Origin of the sequence: Shewanella sp. SR44-4, assembly GCF_014163715.1 — a bacterium.
Classification (GTDB): Bacteria; Pseudomonadota; Gammaproteobacteria; order Enterobacterales; family Shewanellaceae; genus Shewanella.
Genome location: NZ_JACJDU010000015.1, coordinates 38,648 through 61,201 on the forward strand (window position 1 = coordinate 38,648; position 22,554 = coordinate 61,201).

The following is a 22,554-nucleotide window of genomic DNA, read 5'->3' on the forward strand; positions in this document are numbered from 1 at the left end:
ATTACATCCGCTCTAGGGTTTCAATGCCAAGCAGCGACAAGCCCGTTTTTAAGGTTTTAGCGGTTAATTGTGCAAGCAATAAACGGCTTTGCTTTTGTGCTTCAGTTTCGGCAGCAAGCACTGGGCAAGCTTCATAAAAACTCGAAAACTCACTCGCTAGCTCATACAGGTAACCACATAATACATGCGGTAAGCCTTTGTCTGTCATGCGAGTTAACACCTCACCAAATTGTGCCAGTTTAGTGCCTAAGTCTTTTTCTTTTTCATGCTCAAGCACAATCTTAGCTTGGCTAAGATCAATATCTGTTGCACGTTTAAAAATACCTGCCACGCGGGTATAGGCATAAAGAAGATAAGGTGCAGTATTACCTTCAAAGCTAAGCATTTGCTCAAAACTGAAAATATAATCACTGGTACGGTTCTTGGAAAGATCGGCATACTTAACTGAGCTGATACCGACTACGCGAGCAATTTCAGTGAGGGTAGCTTCATCCATATCTGGATTTTTACTGCGAACCAGTTCAAGAGCGCGAACATCGGCTTCGTCAAGTAAATCGACTAACTTAACCACCCCGCCTGAACGGGTTTTAAATGGACGACCATCTTCACCATTCATGGTGCCAAAGCCTGTGTGCTCTAGCGACATTTCAGGGCGAACAAATTTAGCCAGTTTGGCAAGGCTAAACACTTGCTGGAAGTGCAGGGCTTGACGTAAATCGACAAAGTACATGGCGCGATCGGCTTTTAATACGTTTGAGCGGTAACGCATGGCGGCAAGATCTGAGGTGGCGTATAAATAGCCACCATCGGCTTTTTGAATAATAACCGGTAAAGGCTCGCCTTCTTTATTACGAAACGCTTCTTGGAATACCACTTTAGCGCCATTGCTTTCGCTTAACAGGCCTTGGGCATCTAAATCTTTAACCACTTGGGCTAGGTCGGCATTATATGCGCTTTCGCCGTGAACATCTGCGCGGGTTAAGCTAACCCCTAAACGCTTATATACATCATGACAATGGCTTAATGAGATGTCGTTAAATTCGCGCCATAGCTTATTGCAGTATTCATCACCTGATTGTAACGCGACGACAAGTTGACGAGCACGAGTGGCAAATTCTGTAGACTCATCAAAACGTACTTTAGCAGCACGATAAAAACTTTCTAAGTCAGACAATTCCATTTTGGCTTGTTCGCCATTAGCTGCGCGTAACTCTTCCATTAACGCCAGCAGCATACCAAACTGAGTCCCCCAATCGCCGACGTGGTTTTGGCGAATGACCTTATGGCCCAAATACTCGAGTGCGCGCACGACGCTGTCACCAATGATGGTTGAGCGTAAGTGGCCGACGTGCATTTCTTTGGCTAAGTTTGGCGAAGAATAGTCGACAACGATAGTTTGCTTAGTCGGTAAAGCCACTCCTAAATGGTCGCTCGTCAGTGCTTGCTGTAGTTGATTAGCTAATGCATTGTCATCAATGAAAAAGTTAATAAACCCTGGTCCGGCAATTTCTACTTTGGCCACATAAGACGATGCTGGCAAGGTATCAATAATAAGCTGTGCTAATTCGCGCGGGTTCTTTTTAGCAACTTTAGTCAGCATCATTGCAAGGTTAGTCGCTAAGTCACCATGACTTTTATCTTTAGTGCGATCGACCTGAATGCGAGCTTGAAAATCAGCCGGCACAATTCCTTGCTGTTTGAAGGATTCGATGGTTTGTTCTAGTAAAGATTCAATATGTGATTTCATGGGCGTTTGCTTGCACTAATTCGTTAAATGAATGACATGACGGAACCGCATATTTTAGCCGTTTATGGGGGGTGATTGCTATCTGCTTTAACGGAAATATTGGTTTTTTTATGCTGATTATCAACCTAAGCGAAGTTTATGACAGATATAGGGTCCGTTGGCTTAGTAAAAATGCCGCTGTGTTACATTAAATCCTGTGGATCACGATCGATACTCCAACGGCAACGCTTACTTTCAGGTATTTGTTCAATGAGTGCTAATACGCGTTCGAATTCGGTTTGCAAGCGCTGACGACTTTTAGCTTGCAGTATTAATTGGCGTCGATATTTTCCAGCTTTACGATCAAGTGGCGCCGGAATTGGGCCAATAATTTCAAAGTCTTTATCTTGTGGTAATAGCTCGCTGGTGCGGGCTAGAAACGCATCAGCATCTTCGGCTAAATGTGCTTCTGCTCGAATTAATACCATGTGCCAAGCGGGTGGTAATAGTGCCTGTTGGCGCTCTTTCAGCTGAGTACGAGCGAACTCACCATAACCGCGTTTCAATAAATCACGTAAAATGGGGTTATCACTTTGATGGGTTTGCAGTAGCACTTTACCGGGTTTGTCTGCACGGCCTGCACGGCCAGACACTTGGGTGTATAGCTGCCCAAAACGTTCAGGTGCGCGAAAATCTGCACTGAACAATGCACCATCGACGTCCAATAAGCCAACAAGGGTAACATCTGGAAAGTGATGTCCTTTGGCGAGCATCTGTGTGCCGACCAAAATTTTATATTTACCCATGTAAATTCCTTTGAGCTGCTGTTCAAGGGAGCCTTTACGTCTGGTGGTGTCTCGGTCAATGCGGACAACCGGATATTTGGGAAACAGTTTAATCAATTCTTGTTCTAGCTGCTCTGTCCCCAAACCGTGGCCCATTAGCATGGTGCTACCACATTGATGGCATTGGCGCGGGATAGCGTATTGATTGCCACAGTGATGACAACAAATCTCGTTTAAGCCTTGATGAACGGTAAAAAAAGCATCACAACGATCGCACTCATGTAAATGACCACATTCATGACAAAGCAAGGCCGGGGCAAAGCCGCGGCGGTTGAGAAATAGCAGTACCTGATTACCCGCATCAAGGTGCATACGCATTTCATTAATTAATGATGTCGACATGCCCGCTTTTAATGGTTGCGAGGTGATATCGACAATTCCTTGCTTAACCTTTTGCGCAGCACCAGCGCGTTCACTCAGTTCCAAGTGATGATAGCGGCCAGATAGCGCATTTTGTAAGGTTTCTAATGATGGCGTCGCGGAGCCTAATACCACTTGAATATCTTCAAGATGCCCGCGCATTACTGCTAAATCACGCGCGTGATAGCGCACACCTTCCTGTTGCTTAAAGCTGCTGTCATGCTCTTCATCAAGAATAATTAACCCTGGGTAGGCCATTGGAGTAAAGAGTGCTGAGCGAGTACCAATAATAATTGCCGCTTCACCGACACGAGCCTGACGCCAAGCTTCTAGGCGTTGGTTGTCGGTTAATCCGGAATGGATCACGGCAACATTGACTTCAAAACGGCGTTTGAAGCGATTAATGGTTTGCGGTGTTAAGCCAATTTCAGGCACGAGGATCAGTGCTTGTTTACCTTGTTTTAAAATTGTCTCAAGCAAGGTGAGGTAGACTTCGGTTTTGCCAGAGCCTGTGATCCCTTCTAATAAGGTGCAATGAAACCCTTGCTGTTGAGTGAGTACTGAAACGGCAACGGCTTGTTGTTTGTTAAGCTTATGAGGTGACTCATTCATAATAAGCTGTTGGCGCCAGCTTAAATCATGGCTGAGTACCTTTTGTTGCCGTTCAATCCATTGTTTTTGTTCTAATGCTTTTAATGCCGCTTTGCTTAATTGTTGGGTGGTGAACTCATCTTGGCTGATGGGGTTTGCCAGTAATAACTCGTGCAGCTTTTTCTGTGCCGGGGCACGTTTTAATACGCTAGAATCAGCATTGCGTCCTTCGGGGCTCAAATGATATTCAACCACCGCTTGCGGCGCCGCTTCGAGGCCTTTTCTCAGTGCGACAGGCAGCGCTTGGCTGAGCATTTGTCCTTGGGTAGTAAAGTAATATCGGGCGGCCCAGAGGGTTAATTTATATAGCGAATCAGGTAACAATGGGGCATCATCTAGTACAGCTGTGACTGATTTTATTTGTTGCGGTGCTAAGTCACAGCTGTCAGTAATAGCAGTAATTAAGCCGATGAGTTGTTGAGGGCCAAAAGGGACTTTGACTCGAAGACCGATTTGTAATCCCGCTTGTTGTTCGTCTTTTACACGATAACTAAAGTTTCTGCGTAACGGGACGGGTAAGGCGACTTCAACAAACACGGGCATAAGGCTTCATCATTTTTCAATTCGATAGTGGATTGCGGATCAGTTTACCTCTAAGTGTCATCAAAGAGATAGGGCAACATATATGCGTAAAGGACTTATTGAGGTCATCATTCTAGTATTTGGATTATTGGGCTATATTGCTACGCCAATGGCTCAAGTGAATCATGTCAGTATCAATAGTCGCCAATTTGAATTGAATAATCTCCCGCACTTAAAGATCAACATCGTGGCACAAAATGATGATGCGTCGCGGTTAGGTTTTTATATTCGCCAGTTGGATGACAGCTTGGATGGCAATAAGGTTGTGCAGCAGAAGTTAGCAGTGCAGAGTATTAATCGTTTTTTATTGCAGCTTAAGGGTACTGATATCATCAGTGATGTAAATGCACAGTTAATCGTTACCGAAGATACTGCGAAAGGAGCGGTTACGTTAGCAGTAATGGCCTTATTTGATGCCCCGTACTCAGTTAATAGTGCCACCTTAGTTTCTAATGTTGTTACGTCTCGAGTACTGCCAGTAGCAAAAGACACCACTAGTGGGAAAGCATCCAAAAAACATCAACAAGATGACAGACGTCTAGAGCAGGCATCATCAGTACCAGAACTATCAGAAACATCAGAAACATCCACAGCCGAATCCTCTCATCAGGCAATCTGTGTAATTGAGCGAGATAATAGTGATACATTATGGCGTATTGCGAACCGTTACAAAGAGCAATGGCATACCAGTGTTTATGGTGCGATGTTAGCCATTTTTGAGGCTAACTTAGTGGCTTTTTCCAAGCAAAAAATTCATTTATTACTCAAAGATGTTGTGTTGCATTGCCCATCGAAGGCGATTTTAGCTGAATACAATAATAAAGCGGTAGATAGGAAAGTCTTTGAGGTCATTGAAGCAAAGCATGCGGCTAAATAAGGTTTCTGATCATAATTAGTGATAAAAAGTAGTCCTTAATCGAGTATTTACTTTGGTTTATCAGTAATTAGTTGCAGCTGTTTATGTTAGTTTATATAGTTGCCCGTGTTAATACTTATGATTTAGCTCAAGGATAAGGTTAAAAAAGTAAACAATAATAATAAATTACAGCCTGATGAGCTTTATGTGAACATTTTATTTGTCAGTGTATACGTGTATTTAACATCATGGTTTTACAGCGTGTTTTACGCTGTGCTGAAGCGGTTTATAATCGAAAGGATTGATTTAATGAAAAGCTTTAAGGTGCTAGCAATATTAGCATTATTGGCGGTTGATAGTATTTCAACTGTGATTGCACAAGTCAGTCATATCAGTATCGATACTATTCCATTTGAAAACGGACAATCTCCTCAGTTCACCGTGAATGTTATAACCGATCACCATGATTTATCGCGGCTGACATTTTATTTACGCCAAATTTATCAAGATAATATTGTGTTAGAAAAGCTTGAGGTTGAACAGCGTGATCGTGATGTTTTTGTATTAAGTGGTACCGAAAAAATCCGCGATAAAGATGCGGCACTCATTGTTTCTGAATACCGTAATGCTAAATGGCTACAATACTCACCTGTCCCTTTATTCTCTCAAGCCATTGTTCAGAGCCAATACCAGCCAGTAGCAATTAAAACGATGAAGTCAGCTTCGGTATTACCGACTTCAATGCTTACGCCTATAAGTCGTAAAGCCAGCGTTATACCTCAGGTTGTTACAACGCAAAAAAATCTGAATGATTGCCAGATCAATCAGTTACCGAATGATACGTTATGGAAAATAGCGGTTCGCTATCGTAAGCAATGGAATTCAAACATTTATGGCGCCATGCTTGCCCTTTATCAAACAAATCCCTCTGCATTCTATCAAGATAAAATTAGTCTACTGCAATTAGGCCACTCGTTAAGCTGCCCATCAATGGAGACGCTTTCGCGCTATCAAAATGTCGCGGTAGATAGGATCTCATTCGACAATTTAGTCGCCAGTCAACGCGGTAAGTCTCAAGGACTATTAGCGCCAACATTACCTGTGCCTGTTCTCGCCACTCAGTCAGTATCAATGAATGGTTCAGTGAATGATATGGACAGTAAAAAATCTGAAAGTAATGCGTTATTGGCCGCTATTCATGAAACGAAAATATCGCCTCAGCCATTGCCAATCAATAATATAGCCAAGTCATCGATACCGACTTATGGGCAAGATAAAACCTGTTTAATGGATAAATTTCCTCAAGACACGTTATGGCGAGTTGCCGATCGTTATTATCGACAATGGCAAATCAGTGTATACGGTGCAATGCTGGCGATTTATGAGGCAAACCCTAATGCGTTTGCCAATGGTAAAATTTACTTATTGATGTCTGATAGCCGTTTACAGTGCCCCTCAAGTGAGATGTTAAAGCAACATCAAAATTCATCTAAGGCACAAATTACCTATGAGACTCTAGAGCGCACACATCGACAATCGTAGTATCGCTTAGAAATTCTACTTGTTTGTGTATAAGAGACACTGTATTATCTTGCGCCTAAAACATATTGTTATTAACTGCATGTGGTGCTCAACTTCGGGTTGGGAGAGCGACATGGCCTTCAATTTAAGGTAGCCCAAAATGAAAACAGGTATTCACCCAAATTACGCTGAAATTACTGCAACTTGTACTTGTGGTAACATCATCAAAGTGAACTCAACTGCAGGTAAAAACCTACACTTGGACGTATGTGGTGCATGTCACCCATTCTACACTGGTACTCAGAAAGTTGTTGATACTGGTGGTCGTATTGACAAGTTCAACAAGCGTTTTGGTATGCTTGGTAAAAAGTAATTGCATTGCAATTTACTTGAATAAGGCGCCTTTGGCGCCTTTTTGTTTTTTATATGACAACAGCAGTATTGTGCTGTAACGAAAACTAATTTTTTAGTGGTAAACAATACAAAAAAGTACAAACCTCGCTTTATTGTTATTTAGACAAAATAAACTGCAAATATCGACGTCTATATCCGATTGTTATCGTAAATCTTGTTATTTTCCTACATTTTTAACTTATTGATTTATATATATTCATGTTCGATTAGTTATAATTATAAAACGTAGCCTCTATTCTGACTCACAACACCTCCTATCACTGAGTTTTTGATGTATATAATCCCTGTATTAGCGTATTGTTATTAAAATTTTAGATGGCCTGCAAGTTCACGGTTAAAGTGAACTATGGATCATACTTTCCTCATAGATAGCGCATTTCAGGATGTATAAAATGTCAGATATTCGTCAACAAGCTCTCGATTATCATGAATTCCCAGTACCAGGTAAAACCGCTGTTTGCCTGACAAAACCGGCTCAATCAAGCCACGATCTAGCGTTGGCCTATAGTCCTGGTGTGGCAGAGCCTGTTAGAGAGATCGCTTCTAATCCTGAAAATGCCTATCGGTATACCAATAAAGGCAATTCGGTTGCGGTTATTACCAACGGGACCGCTATTTTAGGTTTAGGCAATTTAGGACCATTAGCGTCAAAACCGGTTATGGAAGGCAAATCACTTCTGTTTAAACGTTTTGCGAATATTGATTCGATTGATATTGAAGTGAAACACCGCACAACTGAAGACTTTATTAATACTGTCGAATCGATTGCTGATACCTTTGGCGGGATTAATTTAGAAGATATTAAGGCGCCTGAATGTTTTGAAATTGAACAAGAACTGATTAAGCGATGCAATATTCCGGTATTTCATGACGATCAACACGGCACTGCTATTGTTACTGCAGCAGGCATGTTGAATGCTCTGGAAATTCAAGGTAAAAAAATTGATGATGCAATATTTGTTTGTTTAGGTGCCGGTGCTGCTGCGATTGCGTGTATGACTATGATCGTTAAATGTGGCGCATTGCGTGAAAATGTTTATATGCTAGACAGGCAAGGGGTGATTCATACGCGCCGTGAAGATCTCAATGAATATAAAGCGTTATTTGCCAACAATACCGATAAACGCACCCTACAAGATGTGATTAAAGATGCCGATGTATTTTTAGGGTTGTCGGGTGCAAATTTATTGGCTGCCGATGATATTGCGTTAATGGCACCTAACCCGGTGATCTTTGCCTGTTCAAATCCTGATCCTGAAATTAAGCCTGAATTAGCTCATAATATCCGTAAAGACTTAATTATGGGTACTGGTCGTAGTGACTATCCAAATCAAGTGAACAATGTATTGTGCTTCCCGTTTATTTTTCGAGGCGCACTCGATGTTCGCGCGGCGGTCATTAACGACGAAATGAAGCTGGCTGCTGTATATGCTATTGCTAACCTCGCTAAAGAGCCTGTGCCAGCCGAGGTGTTAGCGGCTTATCCTAACGTGTCATCATTGAGTTTTGGTTCGCAATATGTGTTGCCTAAACCTATGGACCCAAGATTACTGCCGCTGGTAGCTCGCGCAGTATCGCAAGCGGCAATCGATTCTGGGGTGGCAAAAATCACCACATTACCGACTGAATACAAAGTGTAGAAAGCAAGCATACCTAATCAGGTTTATTCATCCGAACAAGGATAATAAACCTGCTGCCGTTAATAAAAGGGGCTTTTGCCCCTTTTTTATAGGCCTAAGATAAGCGTGATTAAAAACGATTAGTGAAGTTGTAGAGCACAATCGTTATACTGGATAACATTGGAGTCATTAATAAAATAAATAAATCCAGCAGGATAGCGGATAAATGAAACTCACCAAGATCCTTACTAAAAAATTAACCAGTTTTTGGCTGCTTTCATTAGCTGCGGTGGCTTTTGTATTTTTACTGTGTGCGGTGATGGGCTTTACCCAATTGACCTACACTTTTCAGCAACAAAAAGTCGCTGAGTTAGAAACCATGTTAGCCGACGATTATCAACAACACGGTAGTCGTCAATTTTCTACCTGGTTACCCCCTCTATTGACCGCTTACAAAGCGGTTGAATTCTCTCTGTCGCAAGACAACCAATTAGTTTATCAATTTCATCGTGATCAAGCCGATATCGTTAAAAGTAGTTTAACGCTCTATAAGAGCGAATTAAGCCATGGCCAATTATCCATGACATTAATTATGCCGCCGCCATTTTCTTTACATGATCTTGGCTGGCACGAGCTTATTATTCTGGTTATTGGTTTTATCAGCATCGGAATTTTTGTCCGTTTTGGTTATGGATGGTACTCCAGAGAGCTAGATGGCATTGAACAACTTGCTCAACGAAGCAAACTCATTTTAGAAGGACATTTAAAGCAAGCTGCCGATATGCCGACAAATGGCAAACCACGGATGATCAATCGTGCGATCAGCAAATTGCTGGCCGAGTTGGATGATGCTCATAAAGAACGTGGCCGCTTAGATCAATTTATTCGTAAAGACACTTTTCTTGATAAACAAACTCAGATTGGCAACCCGATATTCTTTCAAAATCGTCTCGACGGATTAAGCCATAATCAGAAAATGGTTGCTCATGGTGTATTAATGTTAATTGAGTTTGATGATGTTGACTTAGTGGAAGACCAATACGGTGAAAGCGGCGTTAAGGCAATGCTGTCATTAACAACGGAAGCCATTACAGCCGCACTCGTTCAATACGAGGACAGTATTTTTGCTCGCCGCAGTTACTCACAATTAGTCATCATAGTGCCACAATTATCACTGGCAGAAGCCGACCAGTTAGCGCAACGAATACTCAAAACCTGCCTTGCATTACCTTTTTATGGCATTGGTAATCCCGATAACTTTTTACACTTAGGCTGTGCTTTTTTTAACGCTGGCGATTTACAAGTTCAGCTTATTGAAGAAGCCGAAATGGCACTTCGAGCTGCGCAACTGCAACGTGTTAATAACTGGTTTATGTACGATAAAGGCGCGTTAGATGAGGAAATCGCTAAAGGGTCTGTGCGTTGGCGTAGTTTTATTGAAAATGCATTGGTGTCCAAACGATTTTTTATCTTACAGCAAGCTATTATTGATAGTGATAATCAAATTATGCACTATGAAATATTCAGCCGCGCCCGTGATTTAAAAGGTAATGATGTTCGCGCGACATTGTTTATTCCCATGGCTAACAAGTGTGGATTAATGCCACAGGTTGAGAGGCAAGTGCTGGAACAAGTGCTCTTCAGGTTAATGTCTGATAATGAGTCAACTTACAGCATTAACTTAAGCCTTGATAGTTTGACCAGTAGGGCATTTGTTCGTTGGTTACAATCTACATTATTAGAGCATCGTCCTTTAGCTGCGCGACTTATTTTTGAAGTTTCTGAAGATATTATTGTCAAAAATCAGAAAAATACTTTGGTAGTTAAAACTCTCGATATGTTGAGAAAAATGGGTGCAAAATTGGCGGTAGATAATGTTGGTCAATCAGTTGTGGGTACTCATTATATCCAGGAATATCACTTTGATTTAGTGAAATTACATCGGTCTATCGTGCGCCGAGTAGATCAACGCTCAGAAAATCAATTATTTATACGTAGTCTCATTGGTGGCCTTTATAGAGCCGAAGTGAAAGTGATTGCCGAGGGCGTTGAATGTTTAGAAGAATGGCAAACGTTAAAAATTCTTGGTGTGAGTGCAGCCCAAGGCGATTTTTTGGGGCAAAGATCTGAAGTTTAAGTCATATAATGCTATGTTTGTTTAAGTTAGATCTTGTTTATCAATAGATTGCACTCTATTTTCAATCTATATGCGCTATATTAATGAGCAGTTATAGCGTTAACGTATCAGTAACAAAGCTTCATCGTTTTAGATTTGAGCAATAATACTGAGAAATGACAATGCAGCGTAATCGAATCATGTTGATGTTAAATGCTGGTGCAAGGCTTAAAAATGTCATTTTTACTGATATATTTATCATCAGTAATCTTAAATAATTAATATGTTAGCGAATATGGGCCACGCAATGGACAATGGTTTTTTGAGTAAACTAGCCTTTTGGCAGACATCGCAATTGATGGGTAATGTAGGTGTATTTATCGCCGGAAATTCCCTGTGGGTATGTAAGCCACAGCAAGGTCAATCAGCGCCTGTTATCAGCCAGTTTTTAGTACAAAAAAACAATTGGTCTCAAGCCTTTGAAGCATTAAAGAGTCAGTTTGGCCGAGTTCGGGTGCAATTAGTGCTGTCGCAGCAGTATTATCAATTATTACAAGTTGAAAAACCCAATGTTGAGCCTAGTGAAGTGACTCAAGCGTTGATTTGGTCTGTTAAAGACATGGTGTCCGAGCCCGTTACGAATATTCATCTAGATTATTTCGAATCCAGTTTTATTGCCAGTTCAAAAGTGAATGTGGTGGTCAGTAGTCGTCAATTTTTAATGCAATTGGCCAGTGCTTGTGATGCCAATGGATTAGATATTGTTGGGATCAGTATTGAAGAATTGGCATTAAGCCATGTCTTAGCACACGATAATATGGCACATATGTTAGTCGCTCACTTGCCGCAGCAAGAATTGTTGTTGTTAGTTGTTAAAGCGGGTGAAGTGTTAATGCAGCGTCGCGTTAGAGGATTTAACCACCTGGATAAAGCGACTTTAGAAGAATTAAAGCAAGGCTTAGCCGATAACCTCAGTTTAGAAATCCAACGTTCTATGGATTATTTTGAAAGCCAATTACGTCAAGCTCCAGTTGGGTCAATTAGTATTTTGGTTGAAGGTGATAGTTCATCATTGGCCAATCTCGTTAGTGCTAACTTTAATCAAAAAGTGGTCGCGGTTACTCACGATGGCGTATCGAATTTACTCGCGCAGTTAGCGTTGCAAGAATTAGCTCGAGGTGAAGTGTGATAAAAACCAGTGTTAATTTATATACCACAGATTTGTTGCCGAAAAAGCAAAGGCTAACCTTTGCAAGAATGATGCTGGCATTGGCTTTTTTCACCGGAGGTTGCGCTGTACTTTATGTTGTAGGGTTGTGGCATACCGATGAGTTGCAAAAGTTAAATCAACAGGCAAGCAGCACAAAAAGTCGATTAACTGACCAAAAGACACAACTAGAACAACAAATTGCTTTACGTAAACCTAATGCCGATTTGGTAGCAAAGGTTGAACTTGAGCAACAACGTTTAGATCTTAAAAAACTACTAAAAGATGAACTAAGTCAGCGCAAGACCATGATAAGCCAAGGTTACTCGCCAATGTTGACCGACTTGGCTGCTGTGGCTGATAGCAATGTGTGGTTGAGTCATATTACTATTGAGCAACAAAACACTAGCGCTCAGCGAATTGAGTTTGAAGGTTATGGTCGTAATCCTCAAAGTATTCCACTGTGGATAGATAAATTAAAAACCACTTCAACGTTAAAGGGTTATGCATTTTCAGCGATGACAATGGATCGCGGTGAAGCACAGCCGTTGGCGTTTAAATTGATAAGCCAGCCCGTTGCTAAGGAGTTTGCACAATGAAGCAACAATGGCTGGTGTGGTCGTCAAAATTTAATGAGCTAAGTCCACGAGAGCGGATATTGATTACGTTAGCCTTATTCGTTGTCATTGGGATGTTGCTGTTTATGCCATTAGAGTCATTGTGGAAGCAACAGCAAAGTGTTCAGAATCAGCTAAAGGGACTCGAACAAGAAAATTCGATTTCATTACAACAAGTGGCGCTTTATGAAGAGCGTTTACAGCTCGATCCCAATCAAGATTATCAACAACGATTACAGTTGATTACTGAGCAAATGCAATTGATTGATGCTGACCTCAGCAACCAAATGGTTGATATGGTTCCCGCGGATTATATGCCGACAGTATTAGCCAACTTGCTGGGTAATGTGAAAGGCGTCTCGCTCATGTCGTTTGCCTCTATTGCGCCCAAAGCCTTATTGCAAGTGGGTGATGGTAGTAAAGTTAATCTTTACAGCCATGGTATTAAGTTGACGTTACAAGGCGATTACTTTTCTATTTTAGCGTTTATTAAAGCGGTGGAAAGTATGCCCGATAAATTGTATTGGAAGCGTTTAGATTACCGTGTTGAATCTCATCCCGATGCGTTAGTTGAATTAGAACTTTACACACTTAGTGTGAATAAGGACTTTATCAGTGTTGCGAAACAAGATTAATGCTATGGCGTATGCATCCAGCCTAATGATGCTATTAATGTCGGCTGCTAACGCGCAAACATTACGTGATCCAACTTTACCAGGGCAGGGCTTTGTTGCTGTGCAGGCCAAAGCTGATAATCAATCTTTGGTGTTAAACAGTATTGTTAACGGCCAGAATACTTATGCGGTTATTAATAATATTATTCTTTCGGTAGGTGATGCTATTAGCGGTAGTGGATTACGAGTATCAAAGATTAACAAGGACTATGTTACCTTATCAGATGGAAGAAAACTTCAACTATTTCAGTCGATAACAGAGCGATAGGATAAGAATAAAAATGAATGTGATTAGATATGTTACTCCTCTGATGTCGCTGTGCTTAGTTGCTTGCCAAACGACAGATAGGCCCGACCCACAAACAGCGAAAGCAGCCTTGAATGAGTCAAGGCAACAAGCTGAGGCGAGTCAAGCCATTACGCCTCCTCCAGCGGCAATGCCTGAAGATGTTCAGCGTGAGCTTAATGGTAATAATGTGTTGAGCCAATCAGCAAGAGCATTGCCCGCCGAGCGTCGTTTTGATGTATCAGCCAATGAAGTTGACGCCAGAGTTTTTTTCCCCAGCTTAGTAAAAGACACCCCATTGAGTGTCGCGGTACATCCAGATGTACAAGGTAAAATTTCATTATCTTTAAAAGCGGTAACCTTGTCAGAAGCCATTCAAGTTGTTGAAGACATTTATGGTTACGAAGTGAATCGAGAAGGTCGTATTTTACGTGTGTTTCCGTCGGGTATGCGAACCGAAACTTTCCCTTTGAATTATATTTACATGCAACGTGAGGGGTTGTCATTAACCTCCGTTAGCTCAGGACGCATTTCAGACCAAAACAATAATTCAAGTAATGGCAGTAACAATAGTAATAGTAATAGCAACAGCAGTAACAGTAGTAATAGTTCAAATAGTAACAGTAGCAATGGAAATTCGAACAGCAGTGACAATACCAATGGTACGTTTATTCGTTCAACGACCAAGACCGATTTTTGGGGTGAATTACAAGCCACATTAATGTCAATAATGGGTGAAACAGGTGGCGGGCGACAGGTTGTGGTAACCCCTCAAGCAGGGCTTGTTACCGTTCGAGCTTTCCCTGATGAGTTACGTCAAATTCGAAGTTTCTTACAAATAGCCGAAAGCCATCTACAGCGCCAAGTGATTTTGGAAGCGAAAATTATTGAAGTGACCTTATCCGATGGTTACCAGCAAGGTATTCAGTGGGAAAATGTCTTAGGTCATGCTGGCAGTACCAATGTTGATTTCAGTACTTCAGCAGGACAAGGGTTAAGTAATGCGATTACGTCTGCAATTGGCGGTGTAACCTCGATTAATTTCACCGGAAGTGATTTCAGTACCATTATTAACTTGTTAGATACCCAAGGTGATGTTGATGTACTTTCAAGCCCTCGTGTTACCGCTTCTAATAATCAAAAAGCGGTTATTAAAGTCGGCAATGACGAATACTTTGTCACCGATGTATCCTCAACGACCGTAGCGGGTGCCACTCCGGTAACGACGCCGCAGGTTGAGCTGACGCCATTTTTCTCAGGCATTGCCTTAGATGTAACCCCGCAGATTGATGAATATGGCAACGTAATATTGCATGTCCATCCTTCGGTGATTGACGTGACCTCACAAACCAAAGAAATTAAAATCAGTGATTCAACCTTAGAATTACCGTTAGCACAAAGTGAGATCCGTGAATCGGATACCGTTATCCGCGCCGCTTCTGGTGATGTAGTGGTGATTGGTGGCTTGATGAAGAGCGAAAATATTGAAACAGTGTCTAAAGTACCTTTATTAGGTGATATTCCTTTTCTGGGCGAAGCCTTCACCAGTCGCACTAAATCTAAAAAGAAAACTGAATTGATTATTATGTTGAAGCCAACGGTTGTGGGTGGTGACACATGGAAGGATGAATTAAAGCGTTCGCAAGATTTAATCGAGCGTTGGTACCCTTCTAAATAGCGACCGTTGACGGTAGAGAATTGACGATTAAAAATAGCGGTTGAAATTGATAAGGGATAGCCAGTAATTATGTATTTGCAGTACTTTGGCTTAAGTCAATTGCCCTTTACGCTTACCCCAAATACGAGTTTCTTTTTTGGGTTGTCGCCGCATGTGGAAGCGTTGCAAGTGCTGCAAACCGCATTACAGACAGGTGAAGGTTTTATTAAAGTCACTGGTGAAGTGGGTACCGGTAAAACCTTAGTGTGTCGTAAGCTGTTGAATGACTTACCGACTCAATATCATTGCGCTTACTTACCTAACCCCTATTTGAATCCTAAAGAATTACGTTTGGCCGTAGCGGGCGAACTCGGTTTAGCGTTACCGAACAAATTAGATCAACAACAATTGACAAGGCTTATCCATGAGCGCTTGTTAGCGTTAAATCATCAGGGCTTTCACGTGGTGTTAGTGTTAGATGAAGCGCAATCATTACCGGATGACAGTATTGAGGCGTTAAGATTATTTACTAATTTAGAGACCGAAAGTCGTAAATTATTGCAAGTGGTGTTGTTTGGCCAACCAGAATTAGATGAGCGTTTAGCTCAACCCAAGTTTAGACAATTACGACAACGCATTACCTTTAGCTATGACTTACGTCCATTAACATGGGATGAGATACAAGCTTATATTGGTTACCGACTTGCTGTAGCGGGTTATCAAGGACCTGAATTGTTTAATACCGCGGATATTAAACGCATTGCCAAAGCTGCTCGAGGTATCCCGCGTTTAGTGAATATATTGGCGCATAAGAGCTTATTGCTATGTTATGGCCAAGGTAAAAAAAAGGTGACATCTCGACATTGTCTAGCTGCGATAACGGATACAGAAGATATTAATTTACAACATAAAGTAGGGTTTTCCCGTGTCAGCATGCTGATAATTATGTTGCTTGTAACAGTGATGGTGGTTGTTGGGTTAAATGGTGATAATTGTTGTGGTGAATGGATGACACAAATAAGCGAGATTAAATGAGTGTGATTATCAAGATGCTGAAAGATTTAGAGCAGCGTCAGCAACCCGGAACAGACAAACCACCAGTGCAACCTGCGGGTGAATTTGTGCGTCCTCAAATTCAGTATCAATCAGTTGCTAAATCTCGCTCGCCATTTATTAGCCTCATTGTTGTTGCCGTACTCCTGATCCCTACATTGTGGTTTGGTGTATCTATGTTTCGCCAAGCCAATATTCAAATGGTCAATGAGCCAACAGCTATCAATACATCGATTACCGAAGATATTCAGTCATCGCTGGCGAGTCAGCCACAAGATAATGTCGTTGCTGAACCTAAGCTTGCTCAAATTTCAACTGAAGCACCAACCCAAGCAGCAGCTCAAATATCAACTCAAGCATCTATTCAAGCGAGCACCCCAGAAATCACTGCTGAGATGATTGAACCAACGGATCGCATATCCGAGCTTGTTCCATCCAAAGTGAGCACTGCATCAGCCGTTAATAACGAAACCGTTAATATCTCTTCGCCGTTGGAACAACAAGTTAGTGTGAAAGTAGCAGAAACCGTCAATACACAAACATTCAACCAACAAACAGTGCTAGCTTCAACCGTAGACACAGAGAAGCCCAGTGGTTCGGTGGATAATACTTCACAGAATATGGCTTCGCTGATTAATACTGAATCCACTCAAGGCCAAATCGCAGCGCAAACATCTCGCTTCTTACCCGCAGAAGTGCCCGCAGAAGTATCTGCTGCAGCAAAAACTGTTGATATGAGCGTTAACGAAGTGGTGCTTTCCAAAACGCAAATGGCGCAGCTGCAATATCGCAAAGCGATGGATGCTGAGCAAGCGCAACGTCTGGACGATGCGGCGGGTTACTATTTAGAAGCCATTATTTTACAACCGAGTTTACATAAAGCTCGTAAGCAATTAGTCGAAATTTATTTTGCGCAAAATAATCCAACAACTGCGATGAGATTACTCGAGAGTGGGATCAGTATGTTTCCGCAACAGTGGGAGTTTTATGTGATTTTGTCGCAAATTCAAACCGCAATTAAAGCTTATGATGAAGCCTTAACAACGGTGGCGATGATCCCAGATAGCTCATCGTGGGCTCGTGATAAGTGGATCGCACAAACCGATTTGGCACAAAACTCTAAAAACTTTGTTTTAGCGGAGGTGGCTTACCGAAACTTATTGGTATCTGAGTCAACTCAATCTCGTTGGTGGATGGGGTTAGGTTATGCGCTCGATTCCCAGCAAAAATATCCACAAGCCGCGCAAGCATACCGATCAGCATTAAGCTATGAAGGGCTATCAACTTCAGCTATGACATTTATTGAAAAGCGTTTAGATCAGCTAGGAGAAAACCGATGAAGCCTAAGTTAAAGATGCGGTTAGGAGATCTTCTTGTTCAAGAGCTGATTATTACAGACACCCAATTACAGCAAGCATTAGCAGAGCAGCGCAATTCAGGTAAAAAGCTCGGCCGCACCTTAATTGATTTGAACAGTATTACTGAAGACCAGTTACTTAAATTTTTATCTCATCAGCTTAATTTACCGTACCTCGATATTAGTCGTCGTCCGATTGCCGCTGAAGTGGTGAATATTCTCCCCGAAGTACAAGCGAGGCGTTATCGAGCTTTAGTGGTGGAAAGTCATTCCGACCATGTATTAGTTGCTATGAGCGACCCTGCTGACTTGCAGGCTATTGATAATATTGAAGTGTTAGTTGCCCCTAAGCAGTTAATGATCGCGGTGGCACCAGAGCAACAATTACTCGACGCGTTTGACAACCTTTATCGTCGTACCGGGCAAATTGCTGAAATTGCCGGTAAGCTTGATGAAGAATATGCCGCAGATGACATGTTCGATTTGGCTAATTTGACTCAAAGCGACAGTGATAACGAAACCACCGTGGTGAAGCTATTACAGTCTATTTTTGAAGATGCGGTGCAAATGCGTGCGTCAGATATTCACATTGAGCCTGGCGAGAAAGTGCTGCGGATCCGTCAGCGTATCGATGGCCAATTACATGAAAACCTTCTCAGTGAAGTTAATATCGCCTCTGCTTTAGTATTACGGCTTAAGTTGATGGCTGGACTGGATATTTCAGAAAAACGTATGCCACAAGATGGCCGTTTTCATATGGAAATAAAAGGTCATAAAATCGATGTGCGGATGTCGACCATGCCGATTTATCATGGTGAGTCGGTGGTGATGCGTTTATTGGATCAGACCACAGGTTTACGTACGTTAGATGAAACCGGTATGCCACCGCATATTGTGGCGCGTATTCGTAAACAGATTAAACGCCCCCACGGTATGTTGCTAGTTACAGGGCCAACCGGTAGTGGTAAAACGACCACCTTGTACGGTATTTTAAGTGAGCTGAACACTGCCGATAGAAAGATTATCACCGTAGAAGACCCGGTTGAGTATCAATTACCGCGCATTAACCAAGTACAAGTTAACCACAAGATTGGTTTAGACTTTTCTAACGTACTGCGTACCACGCTTCGCCAAGATCCTGACATTATCATGGTGGGAGAGATGCGTGACCAAGAAACGGTGGAAATTGGCTTACGCGGTGCATTAACCGGTCACTTTGTATTATCGACTTTGCATACAAATGATGCGGTTACCAGTGCATTGCGATTACTCGATATGGGCGCGGCGAGTTATTTGGTTGCTAGTGCGCTGCGGGTCATTATCGCTCAACGTCTTGTTAGGCGCGTTTGTCACAATTGTGCCGTAGATTATCAACCAACCGCAGCTGAACGCAGCTGGCTTGCGAGTGTGACGAAAAAAGATATTAGCAGCGCTACGTTTAAAGTGGGTAGCGGTTGCCAAACCTGTAATGGTTCGGGCTATCGTGGTCGTATCGGTATTTTTGAAATACTCGAGCTCGACGAAAATATGATTGATGCCATGCGAACGGGTAATCCGCAAGATTTTGCCCGTGCAGCGCTGCGCAGTCCTAACTTTATTCCCCTTGCGCATTCTGCGATGGAGTATTTATTCCTTGGCACCACAACACTGGAAGAGGTGTCAAAACTGGTTGAAGACGTTAGTGAGTCGAAAGTGCCGTTGTCGGAAGATATTGTTAGCCAACAAGATATTGGGTTATAACAATGCCACTATATCAATATCGAGGACGTAATTCACAAGGGCAGGCGGTCAGTGCACAGCTTGAGTCTGCTAATGAAAGCGCGGCGGCCGATGCGTTGCTTTCTCGCGGGATCATTCCGCTAGAATTGCGCGAAGTGAAAACTAAGCAATCTTTTTCGATGAGCTTATTTCAAAGCAAGGTGTCGCTGGAAGAGTTACAAATTTTTAGTCGGCAAATGTATTCGTTAACGCGTTCAGGTATTCCTATTTTAAGGGCCATAGCGGGCTTGTCAGAAACAACCCATTCCGATCGAATGAAAAAAGCCTTAGATGATATTTCAGAGCAGCTGACGTCGGGAAGGCCGTTATCTTCGGCAATGAATCAACATCCAGATATATTTGATTCGTTGTTTGTCTCGATGATCCATGTTGGTGAGAATACCGGTAAGCTGGAAGATGCTTTTATCCAGTTGTCTGGTTATATCGAGCGAGAACAAGAAACCCGTCGACGGATTAAAGCCGCAATGCGTTATCCGATGTTTGTCTTGATTGCGATTACTATTGCGATGGTTATTTTGAACATTATGGTGATCCCTAAATTTGCCGATATGTTCTCTCGTTTTGGTGCTGAATTGCCATGGGCGACAAAAATTTTAATTGGCACGTCTAATCTGTTTGTTAATTTTTGGCCTCACATGATTGTGCTATTAATCGGCATCATAGTCGGGATTAGATACTGGCATCACTCTGAAAAGGGCGAGAGGCAATGGGACTTATGGAAGCTGCACATACCTGTTATTGGATCTATTATTGAGCGCTCAACCTTGTCACGTTATTGTCGCTGTTTTTCGATGATGCTCAGTGCAGGCGTTCCGATGACACAGGCATTAAGCTTGGTCGCAGATGCGGTCGATAACGCTTATATGCATGACAAAATTGTGGGTATGCGCCGTGGTATTGAATCTGGTGAGTCAATGCTAAGGGTATCAAATAGCAGCCAATTGTTTACCCCATTAGTATTGCAAATGGTTGCCGTGGGTGAAGAAACCGGTCAAATAGATCAGCTGCTCAATGATGCCGCTGATTTTTATGAAGGTGAGGTGGATTATGATTTAAAAAACCTCACCGCAAAACTCGAACCTATTTTAATCGCATTTGTTGCTGGCATTGTATTGATATTGGCACTGGGTATTTATCTACCTATGTGGGATATGCTGAATGTGGTAAAAGGCGGTTAGCAAAGAATGCAACAAAGAATGCAACAAAGAATGCAACAAAGAATGCAAACAGATCATTGGGTATCGAGATGTTGAGCCAGCAAAAAGCGGATGGCGATCTGCTTAAAGTCTATGGGCGAGTTATTGCGATTGTGGTGGTGTTAACGCTGCTGGCTATTTTTGGCGGACGTTATGTCAATACTACCTCAAACATAGGTGGGCGTGGTTTAGAGTTTGAACATAATCGTTTTTTGAATGTCTTAGCTATGGTGCGTAGTCAGTGGTTAGCTTCTGGCCGACCTCATAAAATGCAGTTGTCCTGGCATCATATGGCATCGAATGTGACATCAAGTAAGATTAGCGATGACAATACAGTATCAAAAGATGCTCCGAGTAAGATGGATGCTATTAATACTGATGCTGATTTGGTTGGCACCGATAATTGGATTGCTATGTCTAATCAAGGTTGGCCAACCATTGACACTAATGATGTCCAAGGTTGTGAACAACTGTGGGGGCATTTATTGGCAACTAATGTTCAAGAGTTAAATATTACGGTAGATTATCAGCCTGATGAGAACATTTGCCGCTACTATTCAGGCAATACAGCCAGTTTAAGTTATCAGCTACAAACCGGTAGAGTTATTTTTTTAATGAGCGATGGATAAAGTTTGTGCCATTAGTGTTAAATTTTAAATAAGCTGCTAATATTAGTGAAGTTATAGCTTAATCAGTATTATTTCCTGTTGTAGGCGCTATAGATAAGAGTGAGTTATTATGAAATTGAAACAACAAGGTTTTTCATTGATCGAGTTGGTTATTGTTATTGTCATCCTCGGTTTATTAGCCGCTACAGCGATCCCGCGTTTTTTAAATGTGACCGATGATGCTGAAGACGCCAGTGTTGATGGTGTTGCTGGTGGTTTAGCCACAGCAGTGAGTTTTGTTCGCGCACAATGGGAAGTTGATGGTCGTCGTAACAACAATGTTATTTTAGATGGTACTAGCGTATCACTCGATACACGTTTTGGTTTTCCAACCGGCACAACCAATACTGATGTTACCTCAATGACCAACGAAACATGTCAGGAAGTATTTGATTCAGTTTTACAAAATGCTCCTAGAAATGTACTGTTCAATCAGGATGCTCGTAATCATCGTTATACCGTAAGAATGCAAAATGGTGTCGGCGGTTCATCTACCAGTATTGATGGCCAAACGGTTACTGGTCTTGATTTGTGTGTTTATCACCAAGTGGCTACTTTAGCGCTAAATCAAACGTCGGGTGTAGCAGATCCTGCGCCTGATTTAGACACTGCGGGTGCTAACGGTGTAACATATAATGCAGGTACGGGTCAGGTCGTATCGTTTACTAACAACTAATTTGATTTACCACTGTTCGCAGTGATGTTGGTTTACCCATTTATTTTCTATAGAGGTTATTTAATATGCAAAAACAACAAGGTTTTACATTAATCGAATTAGTGGTAGTGATCATTATTCTAGGTATTTTAGCGGTTACGGCAGCGCCGAAGTTTATTAACTTACAAGGTGATGCGCGTGTTTCTGCGCTAAATGGTTTGAAAGCGTCTATTCAAGGTGCTAATACTCTTGTTTACTCTAAAGCGGCGTTATCTGGATTAGAAAAAAGCACTGCCGCAACACCTGTAACTATTGCTACAGGTGAAACAGTATCAACATTATTTGGTTATATGGACAGTGCTGAAGATAACTTTCCAACAGCTATTGAGATTAGTGTTGAATTGGCTTCAGCAGATATTACAACAGGTAATGTAGCCTCAACAAGTAATAAAGATTGGGTTTTATTCTCTGATGATAGCACTGTGAAATTTTGGCAAAATGGTGCTCCATACGAATGTTTTTTTGAATACACTCCAGTTTCAACAGCAGGTGATGTTCCGGATTACGGTACAATACCTGATGCAGACAAATGTTAATCATTGCTCATTAGTCATAATAAAACCTGCGATTGCAGGTTTTTTTTTAACTATTTTCTATCTAAGGTGACATAGGATTATCAATACAATTGATTTGCTAATACTGAAGGCGATTATTG

19 protein-coding genes are annotated in these 22,554 nt (G+C 41.8%); 17 read left to right on the plus strand and 2 right to left on the minus strand.

The window, feature by feature from the left end; genetic code table 11:
* Position 1 precedes the first annotated feature (1 nt).
* The gene (gene argS, locus H5125_RS09325; RefSeq protein WP_182744101.1) at positions 2 to 1,747 is read right to left on the minus strand and encodes an arginine--tRNA ligase; all 1,746 of its coding nucleotides are present in this window, start codon (positions 1,745 to 1,747) and stop codon (positions 2 to 4) included.
* Between the two features lie 182 nt (positions 1,748 to 1,929).
* The gene (priA, locus tag H5125_RS09330; protein WP_101087705.1) at positions 1,930 to 4,125 is read right to left on the minus strand and encodes a primosomal protein N'; all 2,196 of its coding nucleotides are present in this window, start codon (positions 4,123 to 4,125) and stop codon (positions 1,930 to 1,932) included.
* Between the two features lie 82 nt (positions 4,126 to 4,207).
* On the opposite strand from priA, the gene H5125_RS09335 reads away from it, so the two are divergent.
* The 17 genes from H5125_RS09335 (at position 4,208) to H5125_RS09415 (ending at position 22,435) form a co-directional block, all read left to right on the plus strand.
* Positions 4,208 to 5,041, plus strand: coding sequence for a FimV/HubP family polar landmark protein (locus tag H5125_RS09335; RefSeq protein WP_182744102.1), 834 nt, complete (start codon positions 4,208 to 4,210; stop codon positions 5,039 to 5,041).
* A gap of 288 nt (positions 5,042 to 5,329) precedes the next feature.
* A complete protein-coding gene (locus H5125_RS09340; RefSeq protein ID WP_101087703.1) occupies positions 5,330 to 6,562 on the plus strand; it encodes a FimV/HubP family polar landmark protein in 1,233 nt (410 codons plus the stop codon).
* 139 nt (positions 6,563 to 6,701) lie between these two features.
* Positions 6,702 to 6,914, plus strand: coding sequence for a 50S ribosomal protein L31 (gene rpmE / locus H5125_RS09345; RefSeq protein WP_011639173.1), 213 nt, complete (start codon positions 6,702 to 6,704; stop codon positions 6,912 to 6,914).
* 433 nt (positions 6,915 to 7,347) lie between these two features.
* Positions 7,348 to 8,595, plus strand: a complete 1,248-nt coding sequence (locus H5125_RS09350) for a malic enzyme-like NAD(P)-binding protein (RefSeq protein WP_101087702.1) — start codon at positions 7,348 to 7,350, stop codon at positions 8,593 to 8,595.
* Between the two features lie 205 nt (positions 8,596 to 8,800).
* Positions 8,801 to 10,711: an RNase E specificity factor CsrD gene (gene csrD / locus H5125_RS09355; RefSeq protein ID WP_162024067.1), complete on the plus strand. Its 1,911-nt coding sequence runs from the start codon at positions 8,801 to 8,803 to the stop codon at positions 10,709 to 10,711.
* 286 nt (positions 10,712 to 10,997) lie between these two features.
* Positions 10,998 to 11,879 carry a biogenesis protein MshI gene (locus H5125_RS09360; protein ID WP_242445183.1) on the plus strand — a complete coding sequence of 294 codons (882 nt, stop codon included), beginning with the start codon at positions 10,998 to 11,000 and terminating at the stop codon, positions 11,877 to 11,879.
* Complete coding sequence (locus H5125_RS09365; protein ID WP_101087699.1) at positions 11,876 to 12,496, plus strand: fimbrial assembly protein; 621 nt, start codon at positions 11,876 to 11,878, stop codon at positions 12,494 to 12,496. The genes H5125_RS09360 and H5125_RS09365 overlap by 4 nt, the downstream gene beginning before the upstream one ends.
* On the plus strand, positions 12,493 to 13,149 hold the full coding sequence (locus H5125_RS09370; RefSeq protein ID WP_101087698.1) for an MSHA biogenesis protein MshJ: 657 nt from the start codon (positions 12,493 to 12,495) through the stop codon (positions 13,147 to 13,149). Before H5125_RS09365 ends, H5125_RS09370 begins: the two co-directional genes overlap by 4 nt.
* Positions 13,130 to 13,456 (plus strand): MSHA biogenesis protein MshK, encoded by a 327-nt coding sequence (locus H5125_RS09375; RefSeq protein ID WP_101087697.1) that lies wholly within the window; start codon positions 13,130 to 13,132, stop codon positions 13,454 to 13,456. The genes H5125_RS09370 and H5125_RS09375 overlap by 20 nt, the downstream gene beginning before the upstream one ends.
* A 13-nt stretch (positions 13,457 to 13,469) precedes the next feature.
* Positions 13,470 to 15,152, plus strand: coding sequence for a pilus (MSHA type) biogenesis protein MshL (gene mshL / locus H5125_RS09380; RefSeq protein WP_162024066.1), 1,683 nt, complete (start codon positions 13,470 to 13,472; stop codon positions 15,150 to 15,152).
* 69 nt (positions 15,153 to 15,221) lie between these two features.
* A complete protein-coding gene (locus tag H5125_RS09385; protein WP_182744103.1) occupies positions 15,222 to 16,166 on the plus strand; it encodes an ExeA family protein in 945 nt (314 codons plus the stop codon).
* On the plus strand, positions 16,163 to 17,524 hold the full coding sequence (locus H5125_RS09390) for a tetratricopeptide repeat protein (protein WP_182744104.1): 1,362 nt from the start codon (positions 16,163 to 16,165) through the stop codon (positions 17,522 to 17,524). Before H5125_RS09385 ends, H5125_RS09390 begins: the two co-directional genes overlap by 4 nt.
* Positions 17,521 to 19,281: a GspE/PulE family protein gene (locus H5125_RS09395; RefSeq protein ID WP_182744105.1), complete on the plus strand. Its 1,761-nt coding sequence runs from the start codon at positions 17,521 to 17,523 to the stop codon at positions 19,279 to 19,281. The genes H5125_RS09390 and H5125_RS09395 overlap by 4 nt, the downstream gene beginning before the upstream one ends.
* A 2-nt stretch (positions 19,282 to 19,283) precedes the next feature.
* Positions 19,284 to 20,498 (plus strand): type II secretion system F family protein, encoded by a 1,215-nt coding sequence (locus tag H5125_RS09400; protein WP_182744106.1) that lies wholly within the window; start codon positions 19,284 to 19,286, stop codon positions 20,496 to 20,498.
* Positions 20,499 to 20,566: 68 nt separating this feature from the next.
* A complete protein-coding gene (locus H5125_RS09405; protein ID WP_101087691.1) occupies positions 20,567 to 21,145 on the plus strand; it encodes a hypothetical protein in 579 nt (192 codons plus the stop codon).
* A gap of 109 nt (positions 21,146 to 21,254) precedes the next feature.
* Positions 21,255 to 21,860 (plus strand): prepilin-type N-terminal cleavage/methylation domain-containing protein, encoded by a 606-nt coding sequence (locus H5125_RS09410; protein ID WP_162024061.1) that lies wholly within the window; start codon positions 21,255 to 21,257, stop codon positions 21,858 to 21,860.
* Between the two features lie 65 nt (positions 21,861 to 21,925).
* Positions 21,926 to 22,435 (plus strand): type II secretion system protein, encoded by a 510-nt coding sequence (locus H5125_RS09415; RefSeq protein WP_182744107.1) that lies wholly within the window; start codon positions 21,926 to 21,928, stop codon positions 22,433 to 22,435.
* Positions 22,436 to 22,554: the final 119 nt, after the last annotated feature.